Origin of the sequence: Bacillus sp. FDAARGOS_1420, from assembly GCF_019344915.1 — a bacterium.
In the GTDB taxonomy this organism is placed as follows: Bacteria; Bacillota; Bacilli; order Bacillales; family Bacillaceae_G; genus Bacillus_A; species Bacillus_A mycoides.
Window position 1 is genome coordinate 835514 of the sequence record NZ_JAHWJB010000002.1, and the last position, 26417, is coordinate 861930.

The 26417-nt window shown below is 34.0% G+C and carries 31 protein-coding genes; 24 read left to right on the top strand and 7 right to left on the bottom strand.

Features of this window, described 5'->3' with window-relative positions; translation table 11 throughout:
• Positions 1-51: 51 nt before the first annotated feature.
• From I6L50_RS14655 to I6L50_RS14670, 4 genes are all read right to left on the bottom strand, one after another.
• Entirely contained in the window at positions 52-777 is a 726-nt protein-coding gene (locus tag I6L50_RS14655) for a sulfite exporter TauE/SafE family protein (RefSeq protein ID WP_219301898.1), read from the bottom strand.
• A 247-nt stretch (positions 778-1024) separates the two neighbouring features.
• Positions 1025-2251 carry an MFS transporter gene (locus I6L50_RS14660; protein WP_219303704.1) on the bottom strand — a complete coding sequence of 409 codons (1227 nt, stop codon included), beginning with the start codon at positions 2249-2251 and terminating at the stop codon, positions 1025-1027.
• Between the two features lie 5 nt (positions 2252-2256).
• Positions 2257-2724 (bottom strand): VOC family protein, encoded by a 468-nt coding sequence (locus I6L50_RS14665; RefSeq protein WP_219301899.1) that lies wholly within the window; start codon positions 2722-2724, stop codon positions 2257-2259.
• Between the two features lie 189 nt (positions 2725-2913).
• Positions 2914-3030, bottom strand: coding sequence for a YjcZ family sporulation protein (locus tag I6L50_RS14670; RefSeq protein WP_002149182.1), 117 nt, complete (start codon positions 3028-3030; stop codon positions 2914-2916).
• Positions 3031-3334: 304 nt separating this feature from the next.
• Here I6L50_RS14670 and I6L50_RS14675 point away from each other — a divergent pair, with 304 nt between their 5' ends.
• Both I6L50_RS14675 and hfq read left to right on the top strand, forming a co-directional pair.
• Positions 3335-3553: an aspartyl-phosphate phosphatase Spo0E family protein gene (locus I6L50_RS14675; RefSeq protein ID WP_033658168.1), complete on the top strand. Its 219-nt coding sequence runs from the start codon at positions 3335-3337 to the stop codon at positions 3551-3553.
• Positions 3554-3608: 55 nt separating this feature from the next.
• The gene (hfq, locus tag I6L50_RS14680; protein ID WP_002012071.1) at positions 3609-3797 is read left to right on the top strand and encodes an RNA chaperone Hfq; all 189 of its coding nucleotides are present in this window, start codon (positions 3609-3611) and stop codon (positions 3795-3797) included.
• A 38-nt stretch (positions 3798-3835) separates the two neighbouring features.
• On the opposite strand, the gene I6L50_RS14685 is transcribed toward hfq, so the two are convergent.
• The gene (locus I6L50_RS14685; protein ID WP_219301900.1) at positions 3836-4438 is read right to left on the bottom strand and encodes an HD domain-containing protein; all 603 of its coding nucleotides are present in this window, start codon (positions 4436-4438) and stop codon (positions 3836-3838) included.
• A 172-nt stretch (positions 4439-4610) separates the two neighbouring features.
• Between I6L50_RS14685 and I6L50_RS14690 the strand changes: the two genes are divergently transcribed.
• The 7 genes from I6L50_RS14690 to I6L50_RS14720 all read left to right on the top strand — a co-directional run bounded on the left by I6L50_RS14690 (position 4611) and on the right by I6L50_RS14720 (position 12756).
• Positions 4611-5444, top strand: a complete 834-nt coding sequence (locus I6L50_RS14690; RefSeq protein ID WP_002012069.1) for a flagellar motor protein MotP — start codon at positions 4611-4613, stop codon at positions 5442-5444.
• Positions 5445-5466: 22 nt separating this feature from the next.
• Complete coding sequence (locus tag I6L50_RS14695) at positions 5467-6144, top strand: OmpA family protein (RefSeq protein WP_002012067.1); 678 nt, start codon at positions 5467-5469, stop codon at positions 6142-6144.
• A gap of 150 nt (positions 6145-6294) precedes the next feature.
• Entirely contained in the window at positions 6295-6663 is a 369-nt protein-coding gene (locus I6L50_RS14700) for a response regulator (protein WP_000940577.1), read from the top strand.
• Positions 6664-6792: 129 nt separating this feature from the next.
• The gene (locus I6L50_RS14705; protein WP_219301901.1) at positions 6793-8763 is read left to right on the top strand and encodes a chemotaxis protein CheA; all 1971 of its coding nucleotides are present in this window, start codon (positions 6793-6795) and stop codon (positions 8761-8763) included.
• A gap of 208 nt (positions 8764-8971) precedes the next feature.
• Positions 8972-10618 (top strand): flagellar motor switch protein, encoded by a 1647-nt coding sequence (locus tag I6L50_RS14710; protein WP_219301902.1) that lies wholly within the window; start codon positions 8972-8974, stop codon positions 10616-10618.
• A gap of 29 nt (positions 10619-10647) precedes the next feature.
• A complete protein-coding gene (locus I6L50_RS14715; RefSeq protein WP_219301903.1) occupies positions 10648-12012 on the top strand; it encodes a transglycosylase in 1365 nt (454 codons plus the stop codon).
• A 27-nt stretch (positions 12013-12039) separates the two neighbouring features.
• Positions 12040-12756: a hypothetical protein gene (locus I6L50_RS14720; protein ID WP_002030922.1), complete on the top strand. Its 717-nt coding sequence runs from the start codon at positions 12040-12042 to the stop codon at positions 12754-12756.
• 38 nt (positions 12757-12794) lie between these two features.
• On the opposite strand, the gene I6L50_RS14725 is transcribed toward I6L50_RS14720, so the two are convergent.
• Positions 12795-13577 (bottom strand): CheR family methyltransferase, encoded by a 783-nt coding sequence (locus tag I6L50_RS14725; protein ID WP_002166047.1) that lies wholly within the window; start codon positions 13575-13577, stop codon positions 12795-12797.
• 39 nt (positions 13578-13616) lie between these two features.
• Positions 13617-14114, bottom strand: coding sequence for a flagellar motor switch protein FliG (locus tag I6L50_RS14730; protein ID WP_219301904.1), 498 nt, complete (start codon positions 14112-14114; stop codon positions 13617-13619).
• 143 nt (positions 14115-14257) lie between these two features.
• Here I6L50_RS14730 and I6L50_RS14735 point away from each other — a divergent pair, with 143 nt between their 5' ends.
• From I6L50_RS14735 to I6L50_RS14805, 15 genes are all read left to right on the top strand, one after another.
• Positions 14258-14722 (top strand): YaaR family protein, encoded by a 465-nt coding sequence (locus I6L50_RS14735; RefSeq protein WP_002086502.1) that lies wholly within the window; start codon positions 14258-14260, stop codon positions 14720-14722.
• A 16-nt stretch (positions 14723-14738) separates the two neighbouring features.
• Positions 14739-15191 carry a hypothetical protein gene (locus I6L50_RS14740; protein ID WP_219301905.1) on the top strand — a complete coding sequence of 151 codons (453 nt, stop codon included), beginning with the start codon at positions 14739-14741 and terminating at the stop codon, positions 15189-15191.
• Positions 15192-15208: 17 nt separating this feature from the next.
• On the top strand, positions 15209-16507 hold the full coding sequence (gene flgK, locus I6L50_RS14745; RefSeq protein ID WP_144508533.1) for a flagellar hook-associated protein FlgK: 1299 nt from the start codon (positions 15209-15211) through the stop codon (positions 16505-16507).
• A 283-nt stretch (positions 16508-16790) separates the two neighbouring features.
• On the top strand, positions 16791-17654 hold the full coding sequence (locus I6L50_RS14750) for a flagellar hook-associated protein 3 (protein WP_193664246.1): 864 nt from the start codon (positions 16791-16793) through the stop codon (positions 17652-17654).
• Positions 17655-17673: 19 nt separating this feature from the next.
• Positions 17674-19053, top strand: coding sequence for a flagellar hook-associated protein 2 (locus tag I6L50_RS14755; RefSeq protein WP_002012051.1), 1380 nt, complete (start codon positions 17674-17676; stop codon positions 19051-19053).
• 22 nt (positions 19054-19075) lie between these two features.
• The gene (locus tag I6L50_RS14760; RefSeq protein WP_002012050.1) at positions 19076-19444 is read left to right on the top strand and encodes a flagellar export chaperone FliS; all 369 of its coding nucleotides are present in this window, start codon (positions 19076-19078) and stop codon (positions 19442-19444) included.
• Entirely contained in the window at positions 19434-19706 is a 273-nt protein-coding gene (locus tag I6L50_RS14765) for a hypothetical protein (protein WP_002126578.1), read from the top strand. The genes I6L50_RS14760 and I6L50_RS14765 overlap by 11 nt, the downstream gene beginning before the upstream one ends.
• A 344-nt stretch (positions 19707-20050) precedes the next feature.
• On the top strand, positions 20051-20536 hold the full coding sequence (gene flgB, locus I6L50_RS14770) for a flagellar basal body rod protein FlgB (protein ID WP_078184231.1): 486 nt from the start codon (positions 20051-20053) through the stop codon (positions 20534-20536).
• A 20-nt stretch (positions 20537-20556) separates the two neighbouring features.
• A complete protein-coding gene (flgC, locus tag I6L50_RS14775) occupies positions 20557-20970 on the top strand; it encodes a flagellar basal body rod protein FlgC (RefSeq protein ID WP_219301906.1) in 414 nt (137 codons plus the stop codon).
• 17 nt (positions 20971-20987) lie between these two features.
• Positions 20988-21287, top strand: a complete 300-nt coding sequence (gene fliE, locus I6L50_RS14780) for a flagellar hook-basal body complex protein FliE (RefSeq protein ID WP_002064631.1) — start codon at positions 20988-20990, stop codon at positions 21285-21287.
• Positions 21288-21309: 22 nt separating this feature from the next.
• A complete protein-coding gene (gene fliF / locus I6L50_RS14785) occupies positions 21310-22890 on the top strand; it encodes a flagellar basal-body MS-ring/collar protein FliF (protein WP_219301907.1) in 1581 nt (526 codons plus the stop codon).
• A 13-nt stretch (positions 22891-22903) separates the two neighbouring features.
• On the top strand, positions 22904-23908 hold the full coding sequence (gene fliG, locus I6L50_RS14790) for a flagellar motor switch protein FliG (RefSeq protein WP_002030936.1): 1005 nt from the start codon (positions 22904-22906) through the stop codon (positions 23906-23908).
• Positions 23895-24581, top strand: coding sequence for a FliH/SctL family protein (locus I6L50_RS14795; RefSeq protein WP_113938429.1), 687 nt, complete (start codon positions 23895-23897; stop codon positions 24579-24581). Before fliG ends, I6L50_RS14795 begins: the two co-directional genes overlap by 14 nt.
• On the top strand, positions 24578-25882 hold the full coding sequence (fliI, locus tag I6L50_RS14800) for a flagellar protein export ATPase FliI (RefSeq protein ID WP_219301908.1): 1305 nt from the start codon (positions 24578-24580) through the stop codon (positions 25880-25882). Before I6L50_RS14795 ends, fliI begins: the two co-directional genes overlap by 4 nt.
• 115 nt (positions 25883-25997) lie before the next feature.
• The gene (locus I6L50_RS14805; RefSeq protein WP_002012036.1) at positions 25998-26408 is read left to right on the top strand and encodes a hypothetical protein; all 411 of its coding nucleotides are present in this window, start codon (positions 25998-26000) and stop codon (positions 26406-26408) included.
• The last annotated feature ends 9 nt before the right edge of the window (positions 26409-26417 follow it).

Genomic DNA, 26417 nt, shown 5'->3' on the forward strand with positions numbered 1-26417 from the left:
CAATAATTTCGTTTGAACCTATCTATTATTGTGCACTATCTAAAGCAGCCTCTATAACAAGTTCAAACTTTCAATAAGAAGATACCCCCCCGTGCAACTTAAAAGGATATACGTAAATATTTTAAAAATCCGTTGATTAAGCCATTTGAAGATAATTTGACCTATAAACAAACCTAGAAATACGATTGGAATTGCATAAAAACTTGATTCCCAAATTGTTTTGTTTGTGCCAGTAAAGAGTATTTGAGTTATGAGACTAATGAAATATATAAACAGATAAAAAGCCAAAGTAGTTGCTCTCAACTTCTCTTTTTTCGTATCAGTTCCTGTAAAGTAAAGTAACAGGGGTGGTCCTGGCATACCGATACTTGTCGTTAAAAGACCGGATAATCCACCCACTAAGAAATCTCTAGATTTTGTTGATTTAATCTTAAAGTTGCATATTAGCATCAACGTTAATAGTAAGAGCAGGATGCTAATTGCTAATTTAAATGTGTTGATGTTAATGGAAATGAAAATTAAAATACCAAAAGGAACACCAACTATACTTCCAATAGTTAACCTTTTCAGTAGAATAAAGTCAATGTCCATTCTTATTTTCCAAATGAGTGATATTGAAATAACTAATGATAAAATAATATTAATTTGTATAGCTTCTTGTGGTAAGAATAACATTAGTAAAAAAGGTGTTGCCATTATGGAAAAGCCAAAACCTGTACTTGTTTGCAAAACAGAAGCCACCAATATAATACATATGAAACTTAATGTAATCTCCAAAATAGCCCTCCTATTTAATCAAATACAATAAATATTTTAATACCATGAAAATCGAATTTAGCTATTTTGAGCCTATAGCATAAGTGCAATGTTTCACAATCTTATTTTTATTTTAACATAAAAACTTAGTTTCTTCTCAAATAGCATTCACGTATAGGGCCCATTAACGAATATGGTTGACATTTTCAAATAATTGTATTGTTACGCAGCGCTAATAAATGAGATCAAATAAAGTTTGGTGAAGAATCTATTGATTATCAATAGATTCTTCACCAAACTCACCGCGATAAAACAAGAAAAGCCATATAAAACTAACAAAAATACAGCATATAGCTAACAAGCTACCAATTACTTGAGGAGAAAGGATTTCTAAAGGCCATCCTGTAATAAACATAGATAACTGAATAAGAGATCCGTAAATGGAATAATGGAATGAAAAGACTTTACCCATCATATTTTCCTTCGTGTAAGTTTGAAGCAATGTCGTATCAAGTGGAACGATGATTCCTCCTGCTATGCGCATACAAAATAGAGTAATGATACCGATAATAAGTTGATCGGATAGAATGAATCCGAGAAAGAAAATTCCTTGTAGTAAATAGGCCAAGCCAAATGATCTTTTCATGTTGTCTTCATTTTTAGACATATAAAGATTAACGAGGAGACTGCCAATCATAAGTCCAGCCCCTTGAACTATATATAAAATGCCAATGTTAGTGTGGAAGATTCTTTCGGCATAGATTGTTAGAAGTAACTGATAGGCACCTCCAATAATGCTCCATGAAATGCCGACAAGAATTAATGTTAAAATAATTTTGCTTTGTAATATGTATGTATAACCATCTTTTATATCAGTAAAAAATGCTTTTTTCGTGGTAAAAGTATCACGAGCAGGAATACTCATTTTATAAATAATATAGGCTGAAATAAAGTATGATAGGCTATTAATAAAAAAGGCAATCTCGATACTTAAAGATTGTGCAATGAGCCCACCTAAAGGAGCTCCCATAGTAGACATAAAACCATTGATTGTACTAGAAAGAGAGTTAGCGGTTACGAAATGCTTTTGATGTACGATATTTTTTAGAGTTGATTGCTTAGCAGGCTCGAATAAGCAAGAGAGTACTGATAAGCATATATTAGAAACGAAAATAATTTCAATTTTGTAGAATGCTAATAAATAAGTGAGGACGATAATTCCTCGTAAAATATCGGTAAAAATCATAATTTTCTTTTTTGAAAAACGGTCTACAATTCCGCCTATGAATGGGCTCAGAAGAAGTTGAGGTAACCCTTTGCTCATAAAGGTGAGTGCTAACATAAATGAAGATTCTGTTATGCTATAGACGAGTGTTAATAAAGCAACAGTATGAAACCAATCCCCAAGTACACTTAATGTTTGACCATAAAATAGTTTTTTAAAGTTTTTATTTGTTCTAAGAAGTGTGGAATAAGAAACTGATTGCACTGATATAAAAATTAATCCCTATCTATTGGCGATGTTTGTACATGCTTTTTCCATTCACTTAAATACATTTTCTCTGCTTTAGGTAGTCCAACAGGTAATTGTGCAATGAATTCTAAACTATTTCCATCAGGATCGTTAAAATATACGGAGGCGTGTGCTAATTCTGGAAAAACGATAGGCTCAATTGGCTTCATTCCAAAGTCTTTTCGCGCTGGAATTCCTTTCTGTTTGAGCCAGTGTATTGCGTTTTCTAAATCGTGTAAGCTTACTTGGAAAGCGATATGTCGTAAGGATGGGTGATAATTGACTTTGTATTCTTTTCCTTCCCAAAGACCAATCCAACTTTCATTTTCTACAATCCAAAAGAAGGCGATATCTTTGTCTCTTTTATATAATTTTAACCCCAGTGATTCATAAAAAGGTATCGAAATTTCTAAATTACAGACAGGTAAATGTGATTCATAAAGACCTTTAATCATTATAATCCTCCTTAGTAAAAATGTTTCTTATTCCATAGTAAACGATTTCTTGTTAGTTGAAATCACAAAAAAGATGGACATAAATTCATACGAAAGTATGAAAAAACAGCTCAAATATGAGCTGTTTTCGTATAGTTTTTAGTTAACATATTTCATTCATTTAGAGTTTAACGAACAGGATATTGTATCTTAATATCCGCCTCCGCCACCCCAACAGCTACATCCGATAATGATTAGAAGGATGAATAGCACGATGAGTAAAGCAAATCCACCGCCGAAACCAGCGCAACTACCACCAAAGCTCATGTTTTTTCCTCCTTTTTAGGAAATTAATCTATATAACTAATGGATTACTTTATAAGATATGTTTTTATTTAGAAAAGGAGCAAGTCTTACTTCTAATTAGACAAGAGCCTGTGATCGGATTTAAATGTGATATTTACTTTGTTTCATAGCGCTTTTTTTAAAATGGTAAAACAATATGGAAGTGTATACTAGGTGAATGTATTGCAAATGAAAGGGGGATCTAACTTACAATTACATTAAAATTTCTTTTCATAAATATAAAATTTGTAAAAAAAGCCATTTTTTTATTTTTTTATGAGTGGAAATGTACTATAATTTTACAAGTAATATTATGGGAAAAGGGAGTTTTAGTATAGAGATGGAGATGGGACAATTACACAATAAAATAGAACACAAAAAGAAAGAGTTAATTCAACTTGTTGCTAGGCATGGATTAGATCATGATAAAGTTTTGTTATTTAGTCGAGATTTAGATATACTAATTAATAAGTTTATGAATATAAAAGACAAAGTATATAAGTGATTAATCTTTAATTTTTTATATTAGGATTATTTACTTATAAAGGAGAGAACAGTTATTGGAACATTTACAAGAAGAGTTGTATAAACAAATAAAAGAAGAAAAAGGTGCAGTTACTATATTTTTAAAGAGCGGAGTAAGAATAGTAGGGGAAGTAGTTGGAGTAGATAGATTTACAGTATTAATATTAGTAGATGGAAAACAACAACTTATTTATAAGCAGGCAATATCAACAATTATGAAATAAGACACTCATTTTGAGTGTCTTATTTCATAATTAAATGGTTACTGTTTGCATGCTTCAACGTCAATGCCGGCAGCGAGTAATTTTTTTTCTCCGTCTTGTTCAATGATTTTTTGTAATTTAGATAAGAAAGAGTCAAAATCTGTATGTTTACCAACTTGGAAAGTCATTTTATGCTCAATTGGTAACCAAGTATCAATATCAGCTTCGTTATGCTGAATTTTCACTTCAAGTTTATCAAGTGCGTTAGCAACTTTTGCTTCATACGTTTCTTTCGCTTCGAACTCCATCCATAAATCGTATAATTCCACGCCAAGAGAACCTTCTAGTGTACGTTTAATATTTAAAATAGCCTTATGCTCATTTTTTTGTTTTTGTAATTGTAATTCACGGCTATTCATCGTATCAAAGGCAGGAATATCACCAGCTTCAGCTTCGACAAGGTCATGAATAATAACCATTTTAAGTAATTTTTCTATATTTACTTTTTGATCCAAATAAGGCTCAACTAAGATAGCCATTAGGGACATACGCCACGTATGTTCAGCAACACTTTCCTGACGACCGTTAGAAAGCCAACTATGTCGCATTTCATATTTTAGTTTTTCTGCTAATGCAATGACTTGTAAAATGTTATGTTCCATCGTGATCCTCCTCATATTTCCATACTATAATTCTAATATAGAAATGAAATGTGTCAATTTAATGAGTATATTGCGATAAATAGATGATACGCGTATAATGATTGTTATATGTGAAAACGCATTATTAAAATAAAAAAATGTTTTACGAAAACGAAAAAGGAAGGGCAGGAATATGGGAGACGAAAATCAAGGATTAGCTAGACCGCAAAGGAAAAAAAGGAAGTTTGATATTTCTAGCCCCTTTGGCATTGTAGTAGGTTTCGTTATTTTAATTGCAGCGATCATGCTTGGCGGTGGTGGAATAAAAGCTTTTAAAAATTTCTTAGATGTTTCATCTATTTTGATCGTTATAGGGGGAACAACAGCGACAATTATTGTGGCATATAGATTTGGAGAAATCAAAAAATATACGAAAAGTATTTTTACTGTTTTACATAGAAGAGAGGAAAATCTAGAACAGTTAACGGATTTGTTCGTTGATTTTTCAAAGAAGTCTAAAAAACATGGTTTACTCTCGTTAGAAGTTGATGGAGAGCAAGTAGACAATCCTTTTATTCAAAAGGGGATTCGTTTAATGTTAAGTGGATATGATGAAGCAGAATTAAAAGAAGTATTAATGAGAGATGTTGAAACAGAAGTATATGAGTTAAGAAAAGGAGCAACATTATTAGATAAGATTGGTGATTTCGCTCCAGCGTGGGGTATGATAGGAACTTTAATTGGTCTTATTATTATGCTTCAAAACTTGCAAGATACATCGCAAATTGGTACAGGAATGGCAGTTGCTATGTTGACGACATTGTATGGATCTGTTATTGCAAACATGATTGCAATACCGTTATCTGAAAAAGTGTATCGTGGCATTGAAGATTTGTATACAGAGAAGAAGTTTGTAATAGAAGCAATCACAGAGCTTTACCGAGGACAAATTCCTTCTAAGTTAAAGTTAAAACTTGATACATACGTATATGAAACGAAGATAAAAAAAGAAAAACGAGCAGCCTAATATTTCAAGGAGTGGTATGGTGATGATAAAACGACCGCAAAAAGGATCGCCTCGTTGGATGACGACTTTTACTGATTTAACGATGTTGTTATTGACTTTTTTTGTACTATTAGTTGCTACATCAAAACAAGATACAGTAAAATTATCGAAGATGCTTGAAAAGTTTAGTGATGCAGAACAAGTGGATGCGAAAGTAATGGAAGGTACAATACCAGATATTTCACATGAAAAAAATGATGAAAAAGCAGTTTCAAAAAAACGAATGGATGAATTGTATAAAAAGTTAAAAGCATATGTAGATAATAATGGTGTTAGTCAAGTGAATGTATATCGAGAAGATACAGGTGTTAGCATCGTTATAGTAGATAACTTAATATTCGATACAGGTGATGCGAATGTTAAGCCGGAAGCAAAAGAAGTAATTAGTCAATTAGTAGGGTTCTTTCAATCGGTACCAAACCCAATTGTTGTAGAAGGACATACAGATAGTAGACCGATTCATAATGAAAAATTTCCTTCCAACTGGGAATTATCTTCAGCACGAGCAGCTAATATGATTCACCACTTAATTGAAGTGTATAATGTAGATGATAAACGATTAGCAGCGGTAGGATATGCGGACACAAAACCAGTAGCATCAAATGATTCACCGCAAAATTGGGAGAAAAACCGGCGCGTTGTAATATATATTAAAGAATAATATATTTCCATTTTATTAATAAAATAATAAAAATACAGAAATTCTTTTAAAAAAATATTAAATTTTCTCGTTTTATTTTGTATAATGAGTGAGAATGATAAGGTAAAATATTAAGATATATTTATACATAGAGGGAGAGAACCAAAAAGAATGGCACATAAAATTTTAGTTGTAGACGATGCGATGTTTATGCGAACAATGATTAAAAACTTATTAAAAAGTAATTCAGAATTTGAAGTTATCGGTGAAGCAGAGAATGGGGTAGAAGCGATTCAAAAGTATAAAGAACTTCAACCTGATATTGTAACACTAGATATTACTATGCCAGAAATGGACGGACTTGAAGCATTAAAAGAAATTATGAAAATTGATTCGAGTGCAAAGGTTGTTATTTGTTCTGCAATGGGACAACAAGGTATGGTATTAGATGCAATTAAAGGCGGGGCAAAAGACTTTATTGTAAAGCCATTCCAAGCCGATCGTGTTATCGAAGCTTTAACAAAAGTAGCAAATAGCTAATATAGAAGGGGTGCCACAAAGAATCAAATCAATGATAGCGGATAGACGTGTGGCCCCCTTTTTTCTCGTTATAAAACACTAAATTGTTATACATAAATGAAATGTTTGTTAGACAGGTAGGGGATTAAAATGCAAACAGATCTATTAAATATATTTTTTGAAGAAGCAGAAGAGCATTTACAGTCGCTAAATGAAAATGTGCTAAATTTAGAACAGAATCCTGCCGATATGGGTGTTGTAGGGGAAATATTCCGCTCAGCTCATACATTTAAAGGTATGTCTGCGAGTATGGAATTTGCGGAAATGGCAGATTTAACTCATAAGATGGAAAATGTTTTAGACGAAATCCGTCATGGAAATATGATGGTGAATGCTAATATTATTGATGTTATTTTTGAGTGCATTGATAATTTAGAAAAGATGGTTACAGATGTGCAGCAGGGCGGAATGGGTAATATTGATGTTGTATCTACAAAGCATAAATTAGAAGCATTATTAAATGGGAATGTAGAAGCTTCTATGGAACAAGTAGAGCAAAGTAGTATAAACAATGATGATACAGTTTCACATGAAGTATATATAACCGTCGAACAACAAGCCATTTTAAAAGCAGTACGTGCCATTATGTGTATTGAAGCATTACAAAATGTAGGGGATATACAAAAAACGGTTCCAAGCATTGAAGAAATCGAAGCGGATGCTTTTGGATTTGAGTTTACAGTATATATGGATACTGATCGTAGTGTTGAAGAATTGAAACAGGTGGTGCTTCACGTTTCTGAAATTGAGAAAGTGGAAGTGAAGCAAGGAAATATAGCTGAAGAAGGAATCGTACAATCTATTGCAGCAACGCAGCTGGATCCATCTCTAGAGGCACGAACTCCAACAGCTAGTACTACACCGGCTAAAAGTAATACAAAAACGAAAAATGCTAAAGTAGAGAATCGTTCTATTCGTGTCCAGTTAGAAAAAATCGAAAGATTAATGAATATGTTTGAAGAAAGTGTAATTGAGCGTGGACGAATTGATGAATTAGCAGAAACGATTCAAAATAAAGAGCTAATCGAGCATTTAAATCGATTAGGGGATATTTCAAAAGATATCCAAAATGTATTATTAAATATGCGTATGGTACCGATTGAAACGGTCTTCAATCGTTTTCCGCGTATGGTACGTATGTTAGCGAAAGATTTAGGTAAAAAAATCGATTTACAAATTAAAGGTGAAGATACTGAAGTTGATAAAATTGTTATTGACGAAATTGGTGATCCACTCGTTCATTTAATTCGTAATGCAATTGATCATGGTATTGAAACTGTCGAAAACCGACGTGATGCCGGGAAAAATGAGACAGGTACTATTAAATTAGAGGCGTTTCATAGTGGAAATCATGTCGTAATTCAAATTACTGAGGATGGAAATGGTATTCATAAAGGAAAAGTATTAGAAAAAGCGATAAAAAATGGTGTTGTAACGGAATCAGAGGCAAATAAATTAACGGATCGTGAAGTGTTTGATCTTATCTTCCAACCGGGATTTAGTACAGCGGAAGTTGTATCTGACCTTTCTGGACGTGGGGTTGGATTAGATGTTGTTAAACATACGATTCATAGTTTAGGTGGGCATTTAATTATTGATTCTGAAGAAGGAAAAGGAAGTACATTCAGAATTGAACTTCCTTTAACATTGTCTATTATTCAATCAATGCTTGTTCAAACAAATGATAAGCGTTATGCCTTGCCTCTTGGCAATATTGCTGAGGCCATTCGAATTAAGAAAGAAGACATACAATCGTTACAAGGGAAAGACGTTTTAAACTATCGCAATCAAATTATTGAAGTTAAACATTTAAGTACTGTATTTGGTGAAAAAACAGTAGATGAGGCGTTCGCATCATATGATAGTCAAATGGTTCCTGTGTTAATTGTTCGTAATACACATCGTAGCTATGGACTTATCGTAAACACAATTATCGGTCAAAGAGAAATAGTTTTAAAGTCATTAGGTGATTTCTTTGCAGAGAGCTCTAACTATTTCTCTGGTGCGACAATTCTCGGTGATGGACGAGTGGTCCTCATTTTAAACCCAGAAGGTTTATAATAGGAATGAAGGAAGCTCCCCACTTGTATACAATTGGGGAGCTTTTTGGGTAGAATTAATAATATAAGTATATGAAAACCGTCGTTTACACATATTGTGGAAGTAAATACATGTTCACAATTCGGATGATAAGTTTGGTAAAATATAACGAGTGTAATAGAGAGTTTAAATCATTTGATAGAAAAACAAAAATGAGGAGGCAGGAAAAATGCCTGAGCAACACACAAAAGGGGATACTGGCACAATTGTGCTAGAAAAAGAAAATGAACATTTAACGCCTCAAGAATGCGATATTCTTGGTGAGATTGCTAATATATCATTTGGTTCAGCTTCGACTGTATTATCAACAATTTTAAATAGGCAAGTAAGTATTACTGCTCCTCAAGTAGAATTGGTAGATTTATATGATACAAGTGATGTTGAAATTCCACATGTTGTATTAAATATCCATTTCACAAAAGGATTAGATATGGAAAATCTTCTTGTTCTTCAACAAGATGTTGCTTTATCTATTGCTGATTTAATGATGATGGGAACAGGTGAAGTTGAAGAGGGAAAAGAGCTTGGTGAATTAGAGCTAAGTGCAGTACAAGAAGCTATGAATCAAATGATGGGATTCGCAGCAACATCTATGTCAGAATTCTTCCAAGATACGGTAGACATGTCTCCGCCAACAATTAAAGTTGTGCAACTTACAGAAGAGATGGAGAAGATTTCTGGTATTAATGGGAATAATATGGTTGTTAAAGTATCGTTTGAATTGAAAATAGATAATCTTGTGAATTCTCAGCTTGTACAGGTTGTTTCAGTTGAACATGCGAAGCGAATGATAAATAAATTGTTACAATTATCTGGTGGTGTGGAAGAAGAAATAGATGAGCCGGCGGAAGTGCAGGAAACTGAGGTTGTAGAAGAGCATGTAGAAAAAGAGCAATTAACACAAGAAGAGAAAGATGTGCTTGGTGAAATTGCGAATATTTCAATCGGTTCGGCTTCAACAGTACTATCGACGCTTTTAAATCAGCCTGTCACTATTAGTACACCAAATGTAGAGGCGATTAATGTTCGTCATTATGAAGGAGTACCGGTTCCGTTTGTTATTTTAAATGTCGATTTTGTTGAAGGACTAAAAAATGAGAATGTATTCGTATTTACGAAAGATGTTGCTTTAACAATGGTAGATTTAATGATGATGGGAACGGGTGAAATTGATCCGGAGAAAGAGCTAAGTGAATTAGAGTTAAGTGGCATTAAAGAAATTATGAACCAAATGATGGGGCATGCTGCAACAGCGATGTCAGAAATGTTTAAAGAAAAAATGGATATGACACCACCAGACGTTAAATTTGTTTCTTTAAAAGAAGAAATGGAATATTTGGGAGAGTCGATGGCAGTTGACGAACTCGTTCAAATTACTTTTAATCTTGAAATTGGTGATCTCCTTCAATCAAAGATGTATCAAATACTACCGATATCAGAAGCGAAAGAAATGGTTAGAAGACTTCTATATCCGATGGTGGAAGAGCAAGAAGAAATAGTTGAGGAAGTTGTTGAAGAGGAAGAAATTCCTGCACCAGTCGTACAGCCAATTGAATATAAAGAAGTCAAGCAAGTTGAGCCAGTATATATGGATACATCTATTCTACAAAATGTAGAAATGAATGTTAAATTTGTATTTGGAAGTACAGTGAGAACAATTCAAGATATTTTAAGTCTACAAGAAAATGAAGCGGTCGTACTTGATGAAGATATTGATGAACCGATTCAAATTTATGTGAACGATGTATTAGTGGCGTATGGAGAACTTGTAAATGTAGATGGGTTTTTCGGAGTAAAAGTGACGAAATCGCTATAAGGCGTCAAAATAGGAGTTTGAACAAATAGATGAAAAAAGTAAAGTTTTTTCTAGTTAGTTGGCTATTCTTACATATATGCATATTTTCACCATCACAAGGGCAGGCAGAAGAAAAAGGTGTACAAGATCAAAATATAAGCGAAATGAATGACCAAGAGGGAAAAAATAAAGAAGTTCAGGAACAGCCGGAACAAGTGGAAATGCCCTCGGTTGAAGATGAAAAAAAAGTAGTAGAAAATGAGCAAGGGAAAGAAAAAAAAGAAGAAAGAACGATAGAAACAGACCGAGGGGTTATTACAGTTAATAAGCAGGAGCTAAAGGTTGGCGAAGAAGTGCGGATTGCTGTAGAATCAAATGAAAAAAACATTCAAAGTGTAAAAGGCATATTACAATTACAAAAAAATGGTGAGCAGTACAGACAAGAGAGAATAATATCTTTTGAGTATGAAGAAGAAACGAAGCGATGGATCGCTAATTATAAGGCCGGAATATATGATTTACAAGGTGATTGGAACCTTAGGCTCGTTGAAAGCTATAAAGAAGATGAGAAGGAAGAAGTAATAGAGAACGAATTAAATGTCCCGCTCATTCGTATAAACAATGAAGCACCAACTATAGATAAAAAATTGCCAAAGTTAGAGAAAGTTAGTATTGATGAGGCAAAAGGGAACTTAATTGAACGGAAAAAGGGAGAATCCGTTCATATACGAGTACAAACGGTAGATATAGAATCGGTTGTTAAAGAAGTGCGCGTTATATTAAAAGGAAAAGAAGACGGTAACGCTATTGCTTTTTTATTAAACTATAATAAACGCGACATGGATTGGCAGAAAATATTTGAAATAACAGAAGCTTTACCTGTTGGGCCGCATCAACTTATTGTGGAAGTAACAGATGGGGCAGGTAACAAACTTGTGACAGAGAGTGAATATATCGTTTCTATCATCGAACAAAAAGTGAAAGATGATGAAAAGATAGAAGAGCAAGAGAATCAAAATGAAGTAGAAGATAAGAAAGAAATTGAGAAGCAGGAAGATCCGAAAATAGAGATGCCGCTTCCAGAAGAAAAACTTCCAGTTGTTCAAATTCCAAAGCAAGAAGAGAAAGTGAACTCTTATATAAAAGAGCCGTTGAAAGAAAAAGAGGAAATCAACTACGTTATAAAAGAGTCGTTAACAGACAACAAGGAAGTAAATAATGTGAAGGTTCATAAAGAGAAAAAAAGCGGAAATGACAATCAAGTCGTTTCTAAAAAGAAAGAGAAAATAGAAGAACAACAAGAAAAGAAAGAGGGAAAAAGTGAGCAGGGAGTACAGGCTTCTAATGTGTTTGCTGTTATGTCAGGATTATTTGTACTATTTTTAGTTTTAAAGAGTAATAAAGAGTGGGGCTAATAATTTGATAGTAGTGGAGGCGCTTAGATGGAAATTAAACGTACTACAATTGAAAATAAGACGCTACACCCATTAAAACAGCCTGCAGCTATTTCAGAACATGAAATTCAAAAAGAGCGAAAACGGAGTAATCTTGTGTTTACCGGGCGGTCCCAAATCATTTCGAAAAATAATGAAATAGGGATTCTACTTGCGAGTTTAGGTGATGGAAAGATTGTAAAAGATATGCTTTCTAAGGAAATGGATACCGTGTTGCAGTTGTTTTCAAAGCTACATATGTTGTCTGAGGAAGGAAAGCAATCGGAAAAAATATATGAACAAATTGTTAAAAGTTTGCAGGGGCTTATTAAACAAGCGCATATAAAGGGAGTTCCGTTATTAGACGGAACGTATGATTTCGCTGAAGTGCAGCTTTCGTTTGGAAGAAAAGTGCATATTCCGTTACTTGATGTAAGTGCGCTCATTTCTAGAGTGGAACAAGATACATCAGAAGGAAATACGAATTTAATGATAACGGTTATTACAGCTTACATGACGAAATTGTCTAATGAAACAATCTTAATTAGCGGTACAGATCGTATTTCTAAAGAACGTGATGTGAGCGTGTGGAGAGCACTTGCAGAAATGAATATGACGCAATTATCTCATGCGTTGAAACATACGATTCAAGAGCATAAATGGTCTGTTACAGCTCTATTTCTCTTTATATGGGTTATAGGTATCATATTGATTCGTATTATATAATAAAAAAAGGTCGTCATTTCAATTATGACGACCTTTTTTTATATTTTTTCGTAGAAGAATGTATCGAAACGCTGAAGGTTGTAGCGTTCGGGTGTTAAAATTTGTTCTGTGCTACCAACGAATAGTACGCCGCCTTTTCGTAAAGAACGACTAAACTTTTCATAAAGCTTTATTCTTGCTTCTTCTGTAAAGTAAATCATTACATTTCGACAAATAATTAAATCGTAGTTCGTATCAAATGTCTGCATTAATAAATCATGTTGTTTAAATGTAACTTGCTGTTTAATATTTTGATGCAATATATATGTATCATCTTCTTTTGTGAAATGACGTTGTTTTAAATCATTAGGTAATTCTTTCAAAGAGCGTTCTGTATATTGACCACGTTTTGCAGTTTCTAAAACATGAAAATCAAGATCCGTTGCTTGAATGTCATAACGAAACGGAGCTAGATGCTTCGATAATATTAAAGAAAGTGTATATGGTTCTTCACCGGCAGCGCAAGCAGCACTCCAAATTTTTAATTTACCGTTATTTTGTTCAAGTAGCTTTGGTAGAGCTTTCGTCTCTAACGTTTGCCAGCGCTCTTTATTTCTGAAAAACTCTGATACGTTAATTGTAATATAGTCAATAAAACTTAAAAATAACGTTTGATCGGTGCGTAAATTATTTAAAAAATTTGTGTAATTTTCAAAACCTTTTCTCGAAATGAAAGCGTCGATTCTTCGGCGCATTCTATCTTGCTTATAGGAAGCGATATCCATATTAAAGTGCTGTTTAAAACTTACGACAAATTGATTATAATCTTGTTCAGTTATCATATTTACAATAGGCACAATAACGATATTGTGCCTCCCCCTTTACATCATACGAATTTTTTGTTCAAAGCTTTTTTTCATCTGCTTTTCATGTAAGCCTGGTAAATCATAAATAACAGCATCAATTCCTGCTTCTTTTGCAACGTCAACGGGAATGACAGACGTATGTTTATCTCCGTTATAAAAACAGAGAACTAAATCGGTATCTTCGACAATTTGCTTTATAAAAAACATATAATCTGATCGATAAATGGAGTCGGAAGGATGATCAAAAGCAATATACTCGGCTCCGTGTTTTTTTAAGTAATCAACGACTTCTTGAAATTCGTCTGTTAATACTTGTAACGGTTGTAGTGTGTAAAGACATAAATTTTGAGCAAGTCTTTCGTTTTCAATGAAAAAACGAAGAACTTCATTTTCAATAGATTTATAACATAATATGTAAATTTTATGTTTGTGAGCATAGTCAATTAAAAATTTTTTTATTTCTTCCTGATCTAATGCTGTTAATTGATTTGAACCACAAAGAAAAATATTCATAGATTTGTGCCACCTCATGCTAAATTGTAACATATCTTCTATAAAAAATAACTGCAAAATATCATTGTACAGAGTATAATTATAAATAACTGGATTTTACGATTAAGTTTGGAAGGAAATAAAAAAATAAATAGGTGATATATATGCTGCGTTCTATCTCGCATAATCCAATTTTATCGCATATACCGCCTGCTACTCAAATGCCGAAAGAAGCAAATGTCAGGACAGGACTTGCTTTTTCGGATAATTTGCATGCAGATCCGAAAAAAGATAAATTGTTAGAACAAATGGAAGCACTTGTTGATAACATTGGAGAAATTAAAGAGAAAATCGAATTAGAGTTAACGCTCGATAATGTTATGGAATACAAAAATACTGTAAAATCATTTTTGAATTTTTACGTTGATAATGTATTGCAGTATAAAGATGTTATGTCTCGTCATCCGCGTTACGGATATTCGCAGAAAATGACGATTGTAAAACAAGCTGAAATGGGATTAACTGAGTTAGAAGATGTTATGAATTTAATTAATACGAAAACAGGGCATTTAGAAATGTTAAATCAAATTGGAGAAATTCATGGTTTGATTGTAAATTTAGTCTTGTAAGAAGGAAGGAAGCTATATGTACATACAATTATATGAAAAGCTCGTTATTATTCAAAAGGCATATGAAAATATTCAAACGCTTGGCGAACAAATATATGAGAATTTAAAACATAAAAATGTAAATGCAGTTCAAAAGCTACAAGTAGAGCAATTGCAATACATAGAAGGTGTAAAAGGATTATCTCGCTCTTTTGAGGAAATAGTTGTTCAGCTTTGTAAGGAAAAGAAAATCGAACCTTTGCGTATGCGTTCACTATTTTTGTATTTTTCTCAGGAAGAAATTGAAAAAATGGAAGAATTACAAAAAAACTTAAGTGAATTAGAAGGAAATGTAAAAATGATTCTTTTGAAAAATCAATATTACTTAAACGTACTATTAAAAACTACAGAAAGTATTGTGGATTCCGTTTCTGAATACAATTTGGAGAAAAACAATAATTCGCAAATCTTTATGAATGAACTATTGTAAAGGAGAAGTGAAGCATTATGAGATTATCTGATTATAATACGCCGTTATCTGGTATGCTAGCGGCCCAAATGGGATTACAAACGACAAAACAAAACTTATCTAACATTCATACGCCGGGTTATGTTCGTCAAATGGTAAATTACGGATCTGTTGGAGCAAGTAACGGTCATACGCCTGAACAGAGAATCGGTTATGGTGTACAAACATTAGGAGTTGACCGTATTACAGATGAAGTGAAAACGAAGCAATTTAATGATCAGTTGTCACAGTTCTCTTACTACGCATATATGAATTCTACTTTATCACGAGTAGAGTCTATGGTAGGAACGACAGGGAAAAATTCATTATCTAGTTTAATGGATGGATTCTTCAATGCTTTTCGTGAAGTTGCAAAAAATCCAGAACAGCCAAACTACTACGATACATTAGTTTCTGAAACTGGAAAGTTCACAAGTCAAATAAATCGTCTTGCGAAAAACTTAGATACAGCAGAAGCACAGACGACAGAAGATATTGAAGCACATGTGAATGAATTTAATCGTCTTGGTGCTAGTTTAGCAGAGGCGAATAAAAAAATTGGACAAGCAGGGACACAAGTACCTAATCAACTATTAGACGAACGTGATCGCATCGTTACAGAGATGTCTAAGTATGCCAATATTGAAGTATCTTATGAATCTATGAATCCTAATATCGCGAGTGTTAGAATGAATGGTGTTTTAACAGTAAATGGACAAGATACATATCCACTTCAATTAAATAAAGAAAAAGAACCAATGTCTGTTGCGATTTATGGATCAGATATTCCTTTAAATGGTGGAGCAATTCAATCAGCGATAGATACGAAAGCGAAGATTGCTAGTTATAAGAAAAACCTTGAAGAATTAATGAGTTCTGTAAAAGGTCAAGTGAATACAGTGATGGGAAAAGATTTCTTCGTTGGAGATCATGCGAAAGATATTCAGTTAAACCCTGAATTCGCAAAAGATGTTTCGAAAATGAAAATCTCCGCTGAAACAGCAAATAAACTAGCAGGAATTACAGATGGAGATTATAAAGAAGGTCTTTCTTATAAACAAGCATTAGACCAATTTATAGTTGGTGTAGCTTCTGATAAAAGTGCAGTGAATGCTTATCAAAACATTCATAAAGATTTATTAGAAGGTATTCAGGAAGAAAAGATGAGTATAGAAGGCGTTAATATGGAAGAGGAAATGGTTAATTTAATGGCTTTCCAAAAATATTTTGTTGCAAACTCTAAAGCTATTACGACGATGAATGAAGTGTTTGATAGTTTGTTTTCGATTATTAGATAACATGTAGAAGGATCGAAAAAGCTTTTTTTGTGATGGAAGAGAGGGTCCGGCGCACGGTAGAAGCGGACAGAGCCTTTTAGTGGACCAAGCCATGTTAGACCAGAGATATGAGATGGTTGAATGGGAAGTTAAGGGGGAGAATAGCCATGTTTAGCAAGCGTCCTCCCCCATGTAAATTAAATGAAAACGAAAAAGTCTTTTTTTATGAGGGAAGAGGATAGCTTTATATAGGTGCGGTTTCTTCTTCGCGCCAATTCAAATATAGATAAAGGAGAAGGTAAAGATGAGAGTATCTACATTTCAAAATGCAAGCTGGGCAAAGAATCAGATGATGGATTTGAATGTGCAACAGCAATATCATCGAAATCAAGTAACTTCTGGGAAGAAAAATCTTCTTATGAGCGAAGACCCACTTGCGGCAAGTAAATCATTTGCGATTCAGCATTCGTTAGCAAATATTGAACAAATGCAAAAAGATTTAGCGGATTCGAAAAATGTATTAACACAAACTGAAAATACTTTACAAGGTGTTTTTAAATCTTTAACAAGAGCGGATCAATTAACAGTACAAGCGTTAAATGGAACGAATAGCGAAAAAGAATTGAAGGCAATCGGTGCAGAGATTGATCAAATTTTAAAACAAGTTGTGTATTTAGCGAATACGAAAGAGCAAGGCCGTTATATTTTCGGTGGTGATAGCGCTGAACAAGTTCCATTCACAGAGGATGGTACGTATCAAGGTGGAAAAAATGATGTGAACTGGCAACTAAATGATGGCTATGAATTAAAAGCATTTCGTAACGGAGAAGAATTATTATCCCCAGTTATAAAAACGTTAAAACAGATGAGTGAAGCGCTGAATAACGGTGATCAAAAAGCTTTGCAACCATTATTAGGAGAAAATAAGAAAAACTTAGATAGCATCATTAACCGCACAACTGAAGTTGGTTCAACAATGAACACAATGGAGACGTTTAAAACGATTTTAAGCGAGCAAAATTTAGCACTTCAAGAAAACCGTAAAGAAATTGAAGATGTTGATTTAGCGGTAGCAATTTCTGACCTAGCATATATCAATGCAACGTATGAAGCGACGCTTAAAGCGGTTAGTACGATGAGTAAAACGAGCATTTTAGATTATATGTAAACAATAAGGAGTGAGAAATATGGCAGGGACGTTAACAGGTATTGGTGGTAGACAACAGATTTGGAACCTCGGAAATAATATGATCGATACTTCTAACTTTGTAGAATTAGAAATGCAAGCGTTAGATATGAGAAAAGCACCGTATACGAAAGAAAAGAGTGATCTTTCAAACGATAAACTATTATATACAAGTTTAAAATCAGAATTTAGTTCTTTTACACAGACTTTTAAAAACTTAGCAGCTTTTAAAGGAAATGAGAAAAAGGTAACAACATCACAAGACGGTTATATTAATGTAAAAGCTGATGGTGGAGCGATTGCAGGAACTTTTAATATGACGATTACACAGCTTGCACAACGTCATCAAATAGCCTCTAATAAGATTGCTGATATAAATGCGAAGCTTCCTAAAGATGAAACATTACAACTAGGCGGTAAAGAACTAAAAGTAACAACTGATATGACATATAAAGATTTAATTAACAAAATTAATGACGGAGATTATGGTGTATCGGCTTATACACTTGGAGATAAAATCTTTATGTCCTCGAAAAAAGAAGGAACAGATGGAGAAATTAATTTTAAGGGGAACACATCTACACTGTTTCAAGATATTGGTTTAGCTAAGGCGGATGGGACAGCAGTCAATACAATTAATGAAGCGCAAAATGCCAAATATAGTATTAATGGTATTGAAACTGAAAGTTTTACCAATACAATTGAAGCTCTTCCGGGCGTGAAAATTGAATTGTTAAAAGTAACTGAGCCGAAAGCAGAAGGAACACCAGATGCAGGTACAACAACAGATCCAAAAGCAAAAGGTATAGATCTGAAGTTTACAGTAAGTGACTCAAACGTAACAGATGCATCGAATGTTATTAAAAAGATGGTGGCGGATTATAATAAAGCTGTTTCTACAGTAGATATCTTTGCTGGGAAAGGTGGAGCTTTCCAAGGTCAAGCCATTATGCAAAGTGTACGTCAAGCGATGAATAATGTCGTGACATTTTCTCAAGACGGTAATTATTTATTCTCATTTGGTATCCAATTAAAGCAAGACGGGACGATGGAAGTTAATGATGAACAATTAACAAAAGCGTTAAAAGACAAGCCGGATGCAGCGAAGCAATTTTTCTTTGGTTCTAACGGTTTAGGGAAGATGATGGAAGAACCACTTGATAAACTATTTGGTGATAAAGGTGTAGTCGGAGAGCGTGTAAAAAACATCGATTCACGTGTAAGTGATTTAGATAAAAAGATTAAAGATATTGAAACACAAAATCTGCAAAAACAAGATGAGATTGTGAAGAAGTATCAAAAGCTAGAAAGTACATTAGCGGCGCTAGATAGCCAACTAAAAACAATTAAAGCAATGACAAAACAAAAAAGTGATGATTAATGAAAGTTAAGGAAGTGATTGTATGCAAGCATGGCAACGTTATATGCAAAATGATATTATGACGAGTAATCCAATTAAAAATACAATTTTTATTTATGAAAGATGTATCGTTGAGTTTCGTAATTTAGAAGAACTTTTAAATACTTTTAAACTACAAGAAGGAGATGCGCTTCTTGAAAAATTAGAACGTATTTTTGAAGAGTTAAAGCTTCAATTAAATCCTGAGATTACTAAAGATTTATATGATAGTCTATTCGGTTTATACGATTGGATTAGCATTCAAATTCAGACAATGAAAGTAACGCGTGAAGCAAAAGACATGGATGCGATTGTACAAGTGTTACAAGATTTAATAGACGGTTACCGCGGAGCACTCGAAAATGAACAATGATATTTATCGAGCGTTTGTCGGCTGTTTTAATGAAATCGGTGAATTGCAAGTGTCAGATGAAGAATTTGCTGAGAAGAGTGCTATGTTAAATCGCTGGATGATGACATTGGATGAAAAGACGCGAGCAGATGTTGCAGCGGAAGTGAGTCCATTAATAATTAAGGCAGCACAGCATATTCGAGATAAGCAAAAGATTTTGGAAGAAATGATTATGACAAATGATGGGCGAATGAAAGCGAATTCGTTTTACGGTAAATTTTAATAGGAAAGTATGGAAATGGATACTCCTTTTAAAAGGGGTTCCATTCCATTGTTTGAATAAGGCGTTCCGCTGATTGAGGTTTCACTTTATGACTGTAATAAAAAGAATGGTAATAATCCAAGCAATGAAAAATAAGATGTCTTTATTTTATGGAGAGAAGTGTATGGAAGTTCTTTTTTTATTGTTTATATATCAAAATGGTACATGGATTACTACGCGTATACAGTTTTTTATATTCTTTTTTATATTTTTGTATTTTTCTAAAGACAACAATGGGAAAATGGAATAAAATATGTAAGGGTACAAAATAGATAATATTTTAATAAATAAATACATATAGGAAAATGAATAATAAAGTGAAACTTCCATCAGTGGATAATCATGCGCTAAACGAGCATGATGGAAAAGGAAGGGTGTGGAATATGCCAGATTTAGTTAGTGATGTAAGTCATTATATGAACTATTTAGTAACGAAGCGAAATACCGTTTCTAGTAATATTGCAAATGCGAATACACCTGGCTATAAAGCACAAGATGTAACATTTGCTGAGCAAATGAATATGAGCAGTGCATTATACAAAAAAAATGCTGCGGATTTAAAGAGTAATCCAGATTTATATCAAACGAATGTAATGCACTTACCGACAGCAAATACGAAAAATACATACGCAAAGATTCAAACGAAATCAATGCAAACGAATAAAGATGGAAACAGTGTTGATGTAACGACAGAAATGCTAGATTTAATGAAAACAAACCAATTATACGGTGTTTCAATTAATGCAATTAATACGCAATACGCTATTAACCAAGCAGCACGTGGACGTTAATAGTAAAAGGAGAGACAAAGATGTTTCAGGCAATTAATGCAAGTGGTTCAGGGCTAACTACAGCGAGAAAATGGATGGAAGTTACTTCTAACAATATCGTAAATGCAAATACGACGGGAGCACCGGGTGCAGAGCCGTATCACCGCCGAAGTGTGGTGTTAGAATCAAATAATAGTTTTGCAGGTATGCTAGATGGAGCTCCTACTAACGGAGTGAAAATAAAAAGTATTGAAACGGATCGAAATGAAAATCTTGTGTATGATCCGACGCATCCGCATGCAAATGAAGAAGGATATGTACGTTATCCGAACGTTGATGTGACAGCTGAGATGACGAATGTAATGGTTGCTCAAAAAATGTATGAAGCAAATACAAGTGTATTAAATGCGAACAAAAAAATGCTCGATAAAGATTTAGAAATCGGCCGAGGATAAGAGGGAAGAGGGGAAATATGAAAATTCAACCAATGTTAAATACACAGCCATTTGGAGCGATTCAGCCGATTGGCACACAGAAAACTTCAGAAACATCTGTAGTTGAAGGCAAAAAGTTTATTGATTTATTGGAAGATATGAATCAAACGCAAAACAATGCCCAAACAGCAGTATATGATTTACTGACAAAAGGGGTAGGAGAAACGCATGACGTTTTAATTCAGCAAAAGAAAGCTGAATCACAAATGAAAACAGCTGCTCTCGTACGCGATAATCTTATTGAAAATTATAAGTCACTAATTAATATGCAAATTTAGGAAAATGGACGGGTGTATTTAAATGGAAAAGATAAAAAATGTTTTCCAATCGTTGAAAACGTGGCATAAGTTAGTGCTTGGTGCTGCGCTTTTAGCGATTGCAACAGGAGCACTTTTATACTTCACCTTGCCAGATAAATATGTTGTTGTATATCAAAATTTAAATGATACAGATAAGCAAGAGATTACAGCAGAATTATCGAAGCTAGGTGTTGATTACCAATTAGCAGCCGATGGTTCGATTCGAGTGCAAAAGAACGATGCTCCATGGGTTCGAAAAGAAATGAATGGAATGGGCTTGCCGTTTAATTCAAAAAGCGGTGAGGAAATTCTATTAGAAAGCTCACTCGGTTCAAGTGAACAAGATAAGAAAATGAAGCAGATTGTCGGCACGAAAAAGCAATTGGAGCAAGATATTGTACGAAACTTCGCGACAGTTGAAACGGCAAATGTGCAAATTACATTACCTGAAAAAGAAACAATTTTTGATGAAGAAAAAGCAAAAGGAACAGCGGCGATAACTGTTGGTGTGAAGCGTGGACAATTATTAACAGCTGATCAAGTTGCTGGTATACAGCAAATGATTAGTGCGGCAGTTCCTGGCGTGAAAGCAGAAGAAGTAAGTGTTATTGATAGTAAAAAAGGTATCATCTCAAAAGGAACAGATGAAGCGCATTCTAACAGTTCCTCTTCTTATGAAAAAGAAGTAGAGATGCAGCATCAAATTGAAGGTAAATTAAAGCAAGATATTGACGCAACGTTAATGACGATGTTTAAATCAAATGAATATAAAGTGAATACGAAAGTGTCTGTAAACTACGATGAAGTTACACGTCAGTCAGAAAAATATGGCGATAAAGGTGTACTTCGCAGTAAACAAGAGCAAGAGGAAAGTTCTACTGCGCAAGAAGGAGCAGATACGAAGCAAGGTGCGGGTATTACAGCGAACGGTGAAGTGCCGAACTACGGTACGAACAATAATCAAAACGGTAAAGTTGTCTACGATAATAAAAATGGTAACAAAATTGAAAACTATGAAATAGATAAAACAGTTGAAACAATTAAGAAACATCCGGAATTAACAAAAACAAATGTTGTTGTATGGGTAGATAACGATACGTTAGTAAAACGAAAAATTGATATGACAACATTTAAAGAAGCGATTGGCACAGCAGCTGGGCTGCAAGCTGATCCGAATGGAAACTTTACAAACGGTCAAGTTAACGTTGTAACTGTTCAGTTCGACCAGCCGAAAGTTGAAAAAGAGAAAGAGCCAGAAAAAAGTGGTATGAACTGGTGGTTATTCGGTGGAATTACAGCTGGCTTGCTAGCACTAATTGGCCTAGTATGGTTCTTCTTAGCAAGACGTAAGAAAAAGAGAGAGGAAGAGGAATATGAAGAATACTTAGCAGAAGAAGAGATTGCTGCTAGTAGTGAAAGTATCCTGGAAATTCCTGAAGAAAAAATAGTACCAGAGCCAAAGCCAGAACCAGAACCGGTAGAACCATCAGAACCTACATTAGATGATCAAGTGCAGGAAGCTACGAAAGAGCATGTAGAAGGTACTGCAAAAGTAATTAAAAAATGGTTAAACGGACAGTAAGGGAGGAAAAACAATGTTAGATGAAATCTCCTCCAAAGAGAAAGCTGCCATCCTCATTCGTACATTAAACGAAGAGGTGGCAGCAAAAGTCATTGAATATATGACGGCTGAGGAAAAAGAAGTGTTACTTCGCGAAATCGCGAAGTTTCGTGTATATAAACCGGAAACGTTAGAAAATGTACTAGGGGAGTTTTTGTACGAACTAAATGTAAAAGAGTTGAATTTAGTAACTCCAGATAAAGAATACATTCGTCGTATATTTAAAAATATGCCAGAAGACGAGTTGGAAAAATTATTGGAAGACCTTTGGTATAACAAAGATAATCCATTTGAATTCTTAAATTCACTTACAGATTTAGAGCCACTTCTTACAGTGCTTAATGATGAATCGCCACAAACGATAGCGATTATTGCTTCTTATATTAAGCCGCAACTTGCTTCTCAATTAATTGAGAGATTACCAGATCATAAACGTGTAGAGACGGTAATGGGTATTGCAAAGCTTGAACAAGTAGATGGTGAATTAATTAATCAAATTGGTGAGTTATTAAAAGCAAAATTAAATAATATGGCATTTAGTGCTATTAATAAAACAGATGGATTGAAAACAATAGTGAACATTTTAAATAATGTTTCACGAGGTGTTGAAAAAACAGTCTTTCAAAAGCTGGATGAAGTCGATTATGCGTTATCTGAGAAAATTAAAGAAAATATGTTTGTCTTTGAAGACTTACTTGGTCTTGAGGATCTTGCGCTTCGCCGTGTATTAGAGGAAATTACAGATAACGGTGTTATCGCGAAAGCACTTAAAATTGCAAAAGAAGAAATTAAAGAGAAACTATTTACATGTATGTCTTCAAACCGTAGAGAGATGATTCTTGAAGAGTTAGATGGCTTAGGACCGCTTAAGATGACGGATGCTGAAAAAGCACAACAAACGATTACAGGTACGGTGAAAAAGTTAGAAAAAGAAGGAAGAATTATCGTTCAAAGAGGTGAAGATGATGTCCTTATTTAAAAACAGAATTCCGAAGAATTCTGTTTCTTTTTCTGAAGAAACGTATGAATTACAATTTCCGAAACCAGTATCAGTTCACATTGAAGAAGAGAGACAAGTGGATCATGCAGAACTTCTTGCACAGCAAGATGCATTACATATTGAAATGAATCAGCTAAGGCAGCAGCAGCAAATGCTAGAACGAGAGCGTCAGCAGTTGTTGCAAGATAAAGAACAGTTTCAAATGCATATTCATGAACAAATGGAACAGATGGAAGCAGCGCGTATACAGTTTCAAAAAGAACAACAAGAAACAGCATACGAATGGACAGAGTTATTATGGAATCAATCTTTTCAGTTAGCAGAAAAAGTAGTGAATCAAGCGGTAGATTCGCGCTTATTAGACGTTTTGCCGATTTTAACAGGCATCGTGCAAACATTGCCTACTTCATTTGAAAAATTAATTATAACGGTTCATCCAGAAACATTTGAACGTATACAAGAAGAGAAAGAAAATACGAAAGAGTATTGGCTACTACAATTAGTAGAATGGAAGTATGATTTTTCTTTACAGTTTGGCGAATTTGTTCTGGAAGAAGAGAAAGAGTTTTTTGAGTTTAAATTTGCGCCTATATTTGCGAAGCTTCGTCATAAGTGGGAAGAAGAGAAGTTATTTGAGGAGCAAAATGTATGAACAACGAGCTAATGAATGAACATAATAAATGGAATACATTTATTGAAAGACCGTTTTATACGAAAGTTGGCAAAGTTCATAGTGTACAAGAGCAGTTTTTTGTAGCGAAAGGTCCGAAAGCAAAGATTGGAGATGTTTGTCTCGTTGGAGAACATAGTGTCTTATGTGAAGTAATTGCGATTGAAAAAGAAAATAATATGCTACTTCCATTTGGACAGACAGAAAAAGTATGTTACGGAGATGCAGTTACATTAATTGAAGAAGATGTTGTTGTACCTCGTGGTAATCATTTACTTGGGAAAGTGTTAAGTGCGAATGGTGAAGTGTTAAATGAGAACACTGAAAACATTCCACTACAAAAAATAAAATTAGATGCACCGCCGATTCATGCATTTGAGCGTGAAGAAATTACAGATGTATTTGAAACGGGAATTAAATCGATTGATTCCATGTTAACGATTGGGATTGGTCAAAAGATTGGTATTTTCGCAGGATCGGGTGTTGGTAAATCTACCTTGCTTGGAATGATTGCGAAAAACGCAAAAGCTGATATTAACGTTATTAGTTTAGTAGGAGAGCGTGGCCGAGAAGTAAAAGACTTTATTCGAAAAGAATTAGGCGAAGAAGGTATGAAAAAAAGTGTCGTTGTTGTAGCAACGTCAGATGAAAGTCACCTTATGCAACTTCGTGCGGCTAAGCTTGCAACATCTATTGCTGAATATTTCCGTGACCAAGGTAATAATGTATTACTTATGATGGATTCTGTTACTCGTTTTGCTGATGCACGCCGAAGTGTTGATATTGCGGTAAAGGAATTACCGATCGGTGGTAAAACACTGTTAATGGAAAGTTATATGAAAAAGTTATTAGAACGATCAGGAAAAATGCAAAAAGGGTCAATAACAGGTATTTATACAGTGTTAGTTGATGGTGATGATTTAAATGGTCCTGTACCAGATTTAGCTCGTGGTATTTTAGATGGACATATTGTATTAAAACGTGAGCTCGCAACTCTTAGTCATTACCCTGCCATTTCGGTATTAGATTCGGTAAGTAGGATTATGGAAGAAATCGTATCGCCGAATCATTGGCAACTTGCAAATGAAATGAGAAAAATTCTATCTATTTATAAAGAGAATGAATTGTATTTTAAACTTGGAACAATTCAAGAGAATGAAGAAAATGCTTATATTTTTGAATGTAAAAATAAAGTAGAAGCTATAAATACGTTTTTAAAACAAGGTCGAACGGATAGTTTTCAGTTTGAAGATGTTGTCCAAGCGATGCACCATATTGTATAGGACCTCGCCCTTTGAGGTCTTATTTTTTTGATTTTAATATTTCACAGATTTTTTTGTAAAAAAACTATATAATAGAAAAAGATAACGTTATAATAGGAAGGGGCTATGAAAACGGGTGGATAAGCAGCAGTACGACACGATTAAATTGCAGATTAATCAAGAGAAAGAACATATCTTGAAAGAAGTGTACGAACTAACAGCTGAAAAAAGAAAAATAGAACAAAAAAAAGAATATGATCTATATGTTGTGAAATCACGCAATAAGGTTGTACAAACGGGACAACGTATTATGGCTGGTATGCTTTCATCACATACATTTTCACCTGAAAGAATAGAAGAATGGAATCGAAAAATTAAAAAAACAGAAGGTTTTATTCAAAAAAACGAAAGCTTTTTAGAGCAAATAAAAGAAAAAGAACGTGTCATTGATGAAATGTATGAAGAAGATTGTAAGAAGCTTGCGAAAGTAAAAGAAAAGCTGGAAGAAAAAATGCTTCTTGATTTAAAAATGTGTATGAACGGATGAGGTGGATGT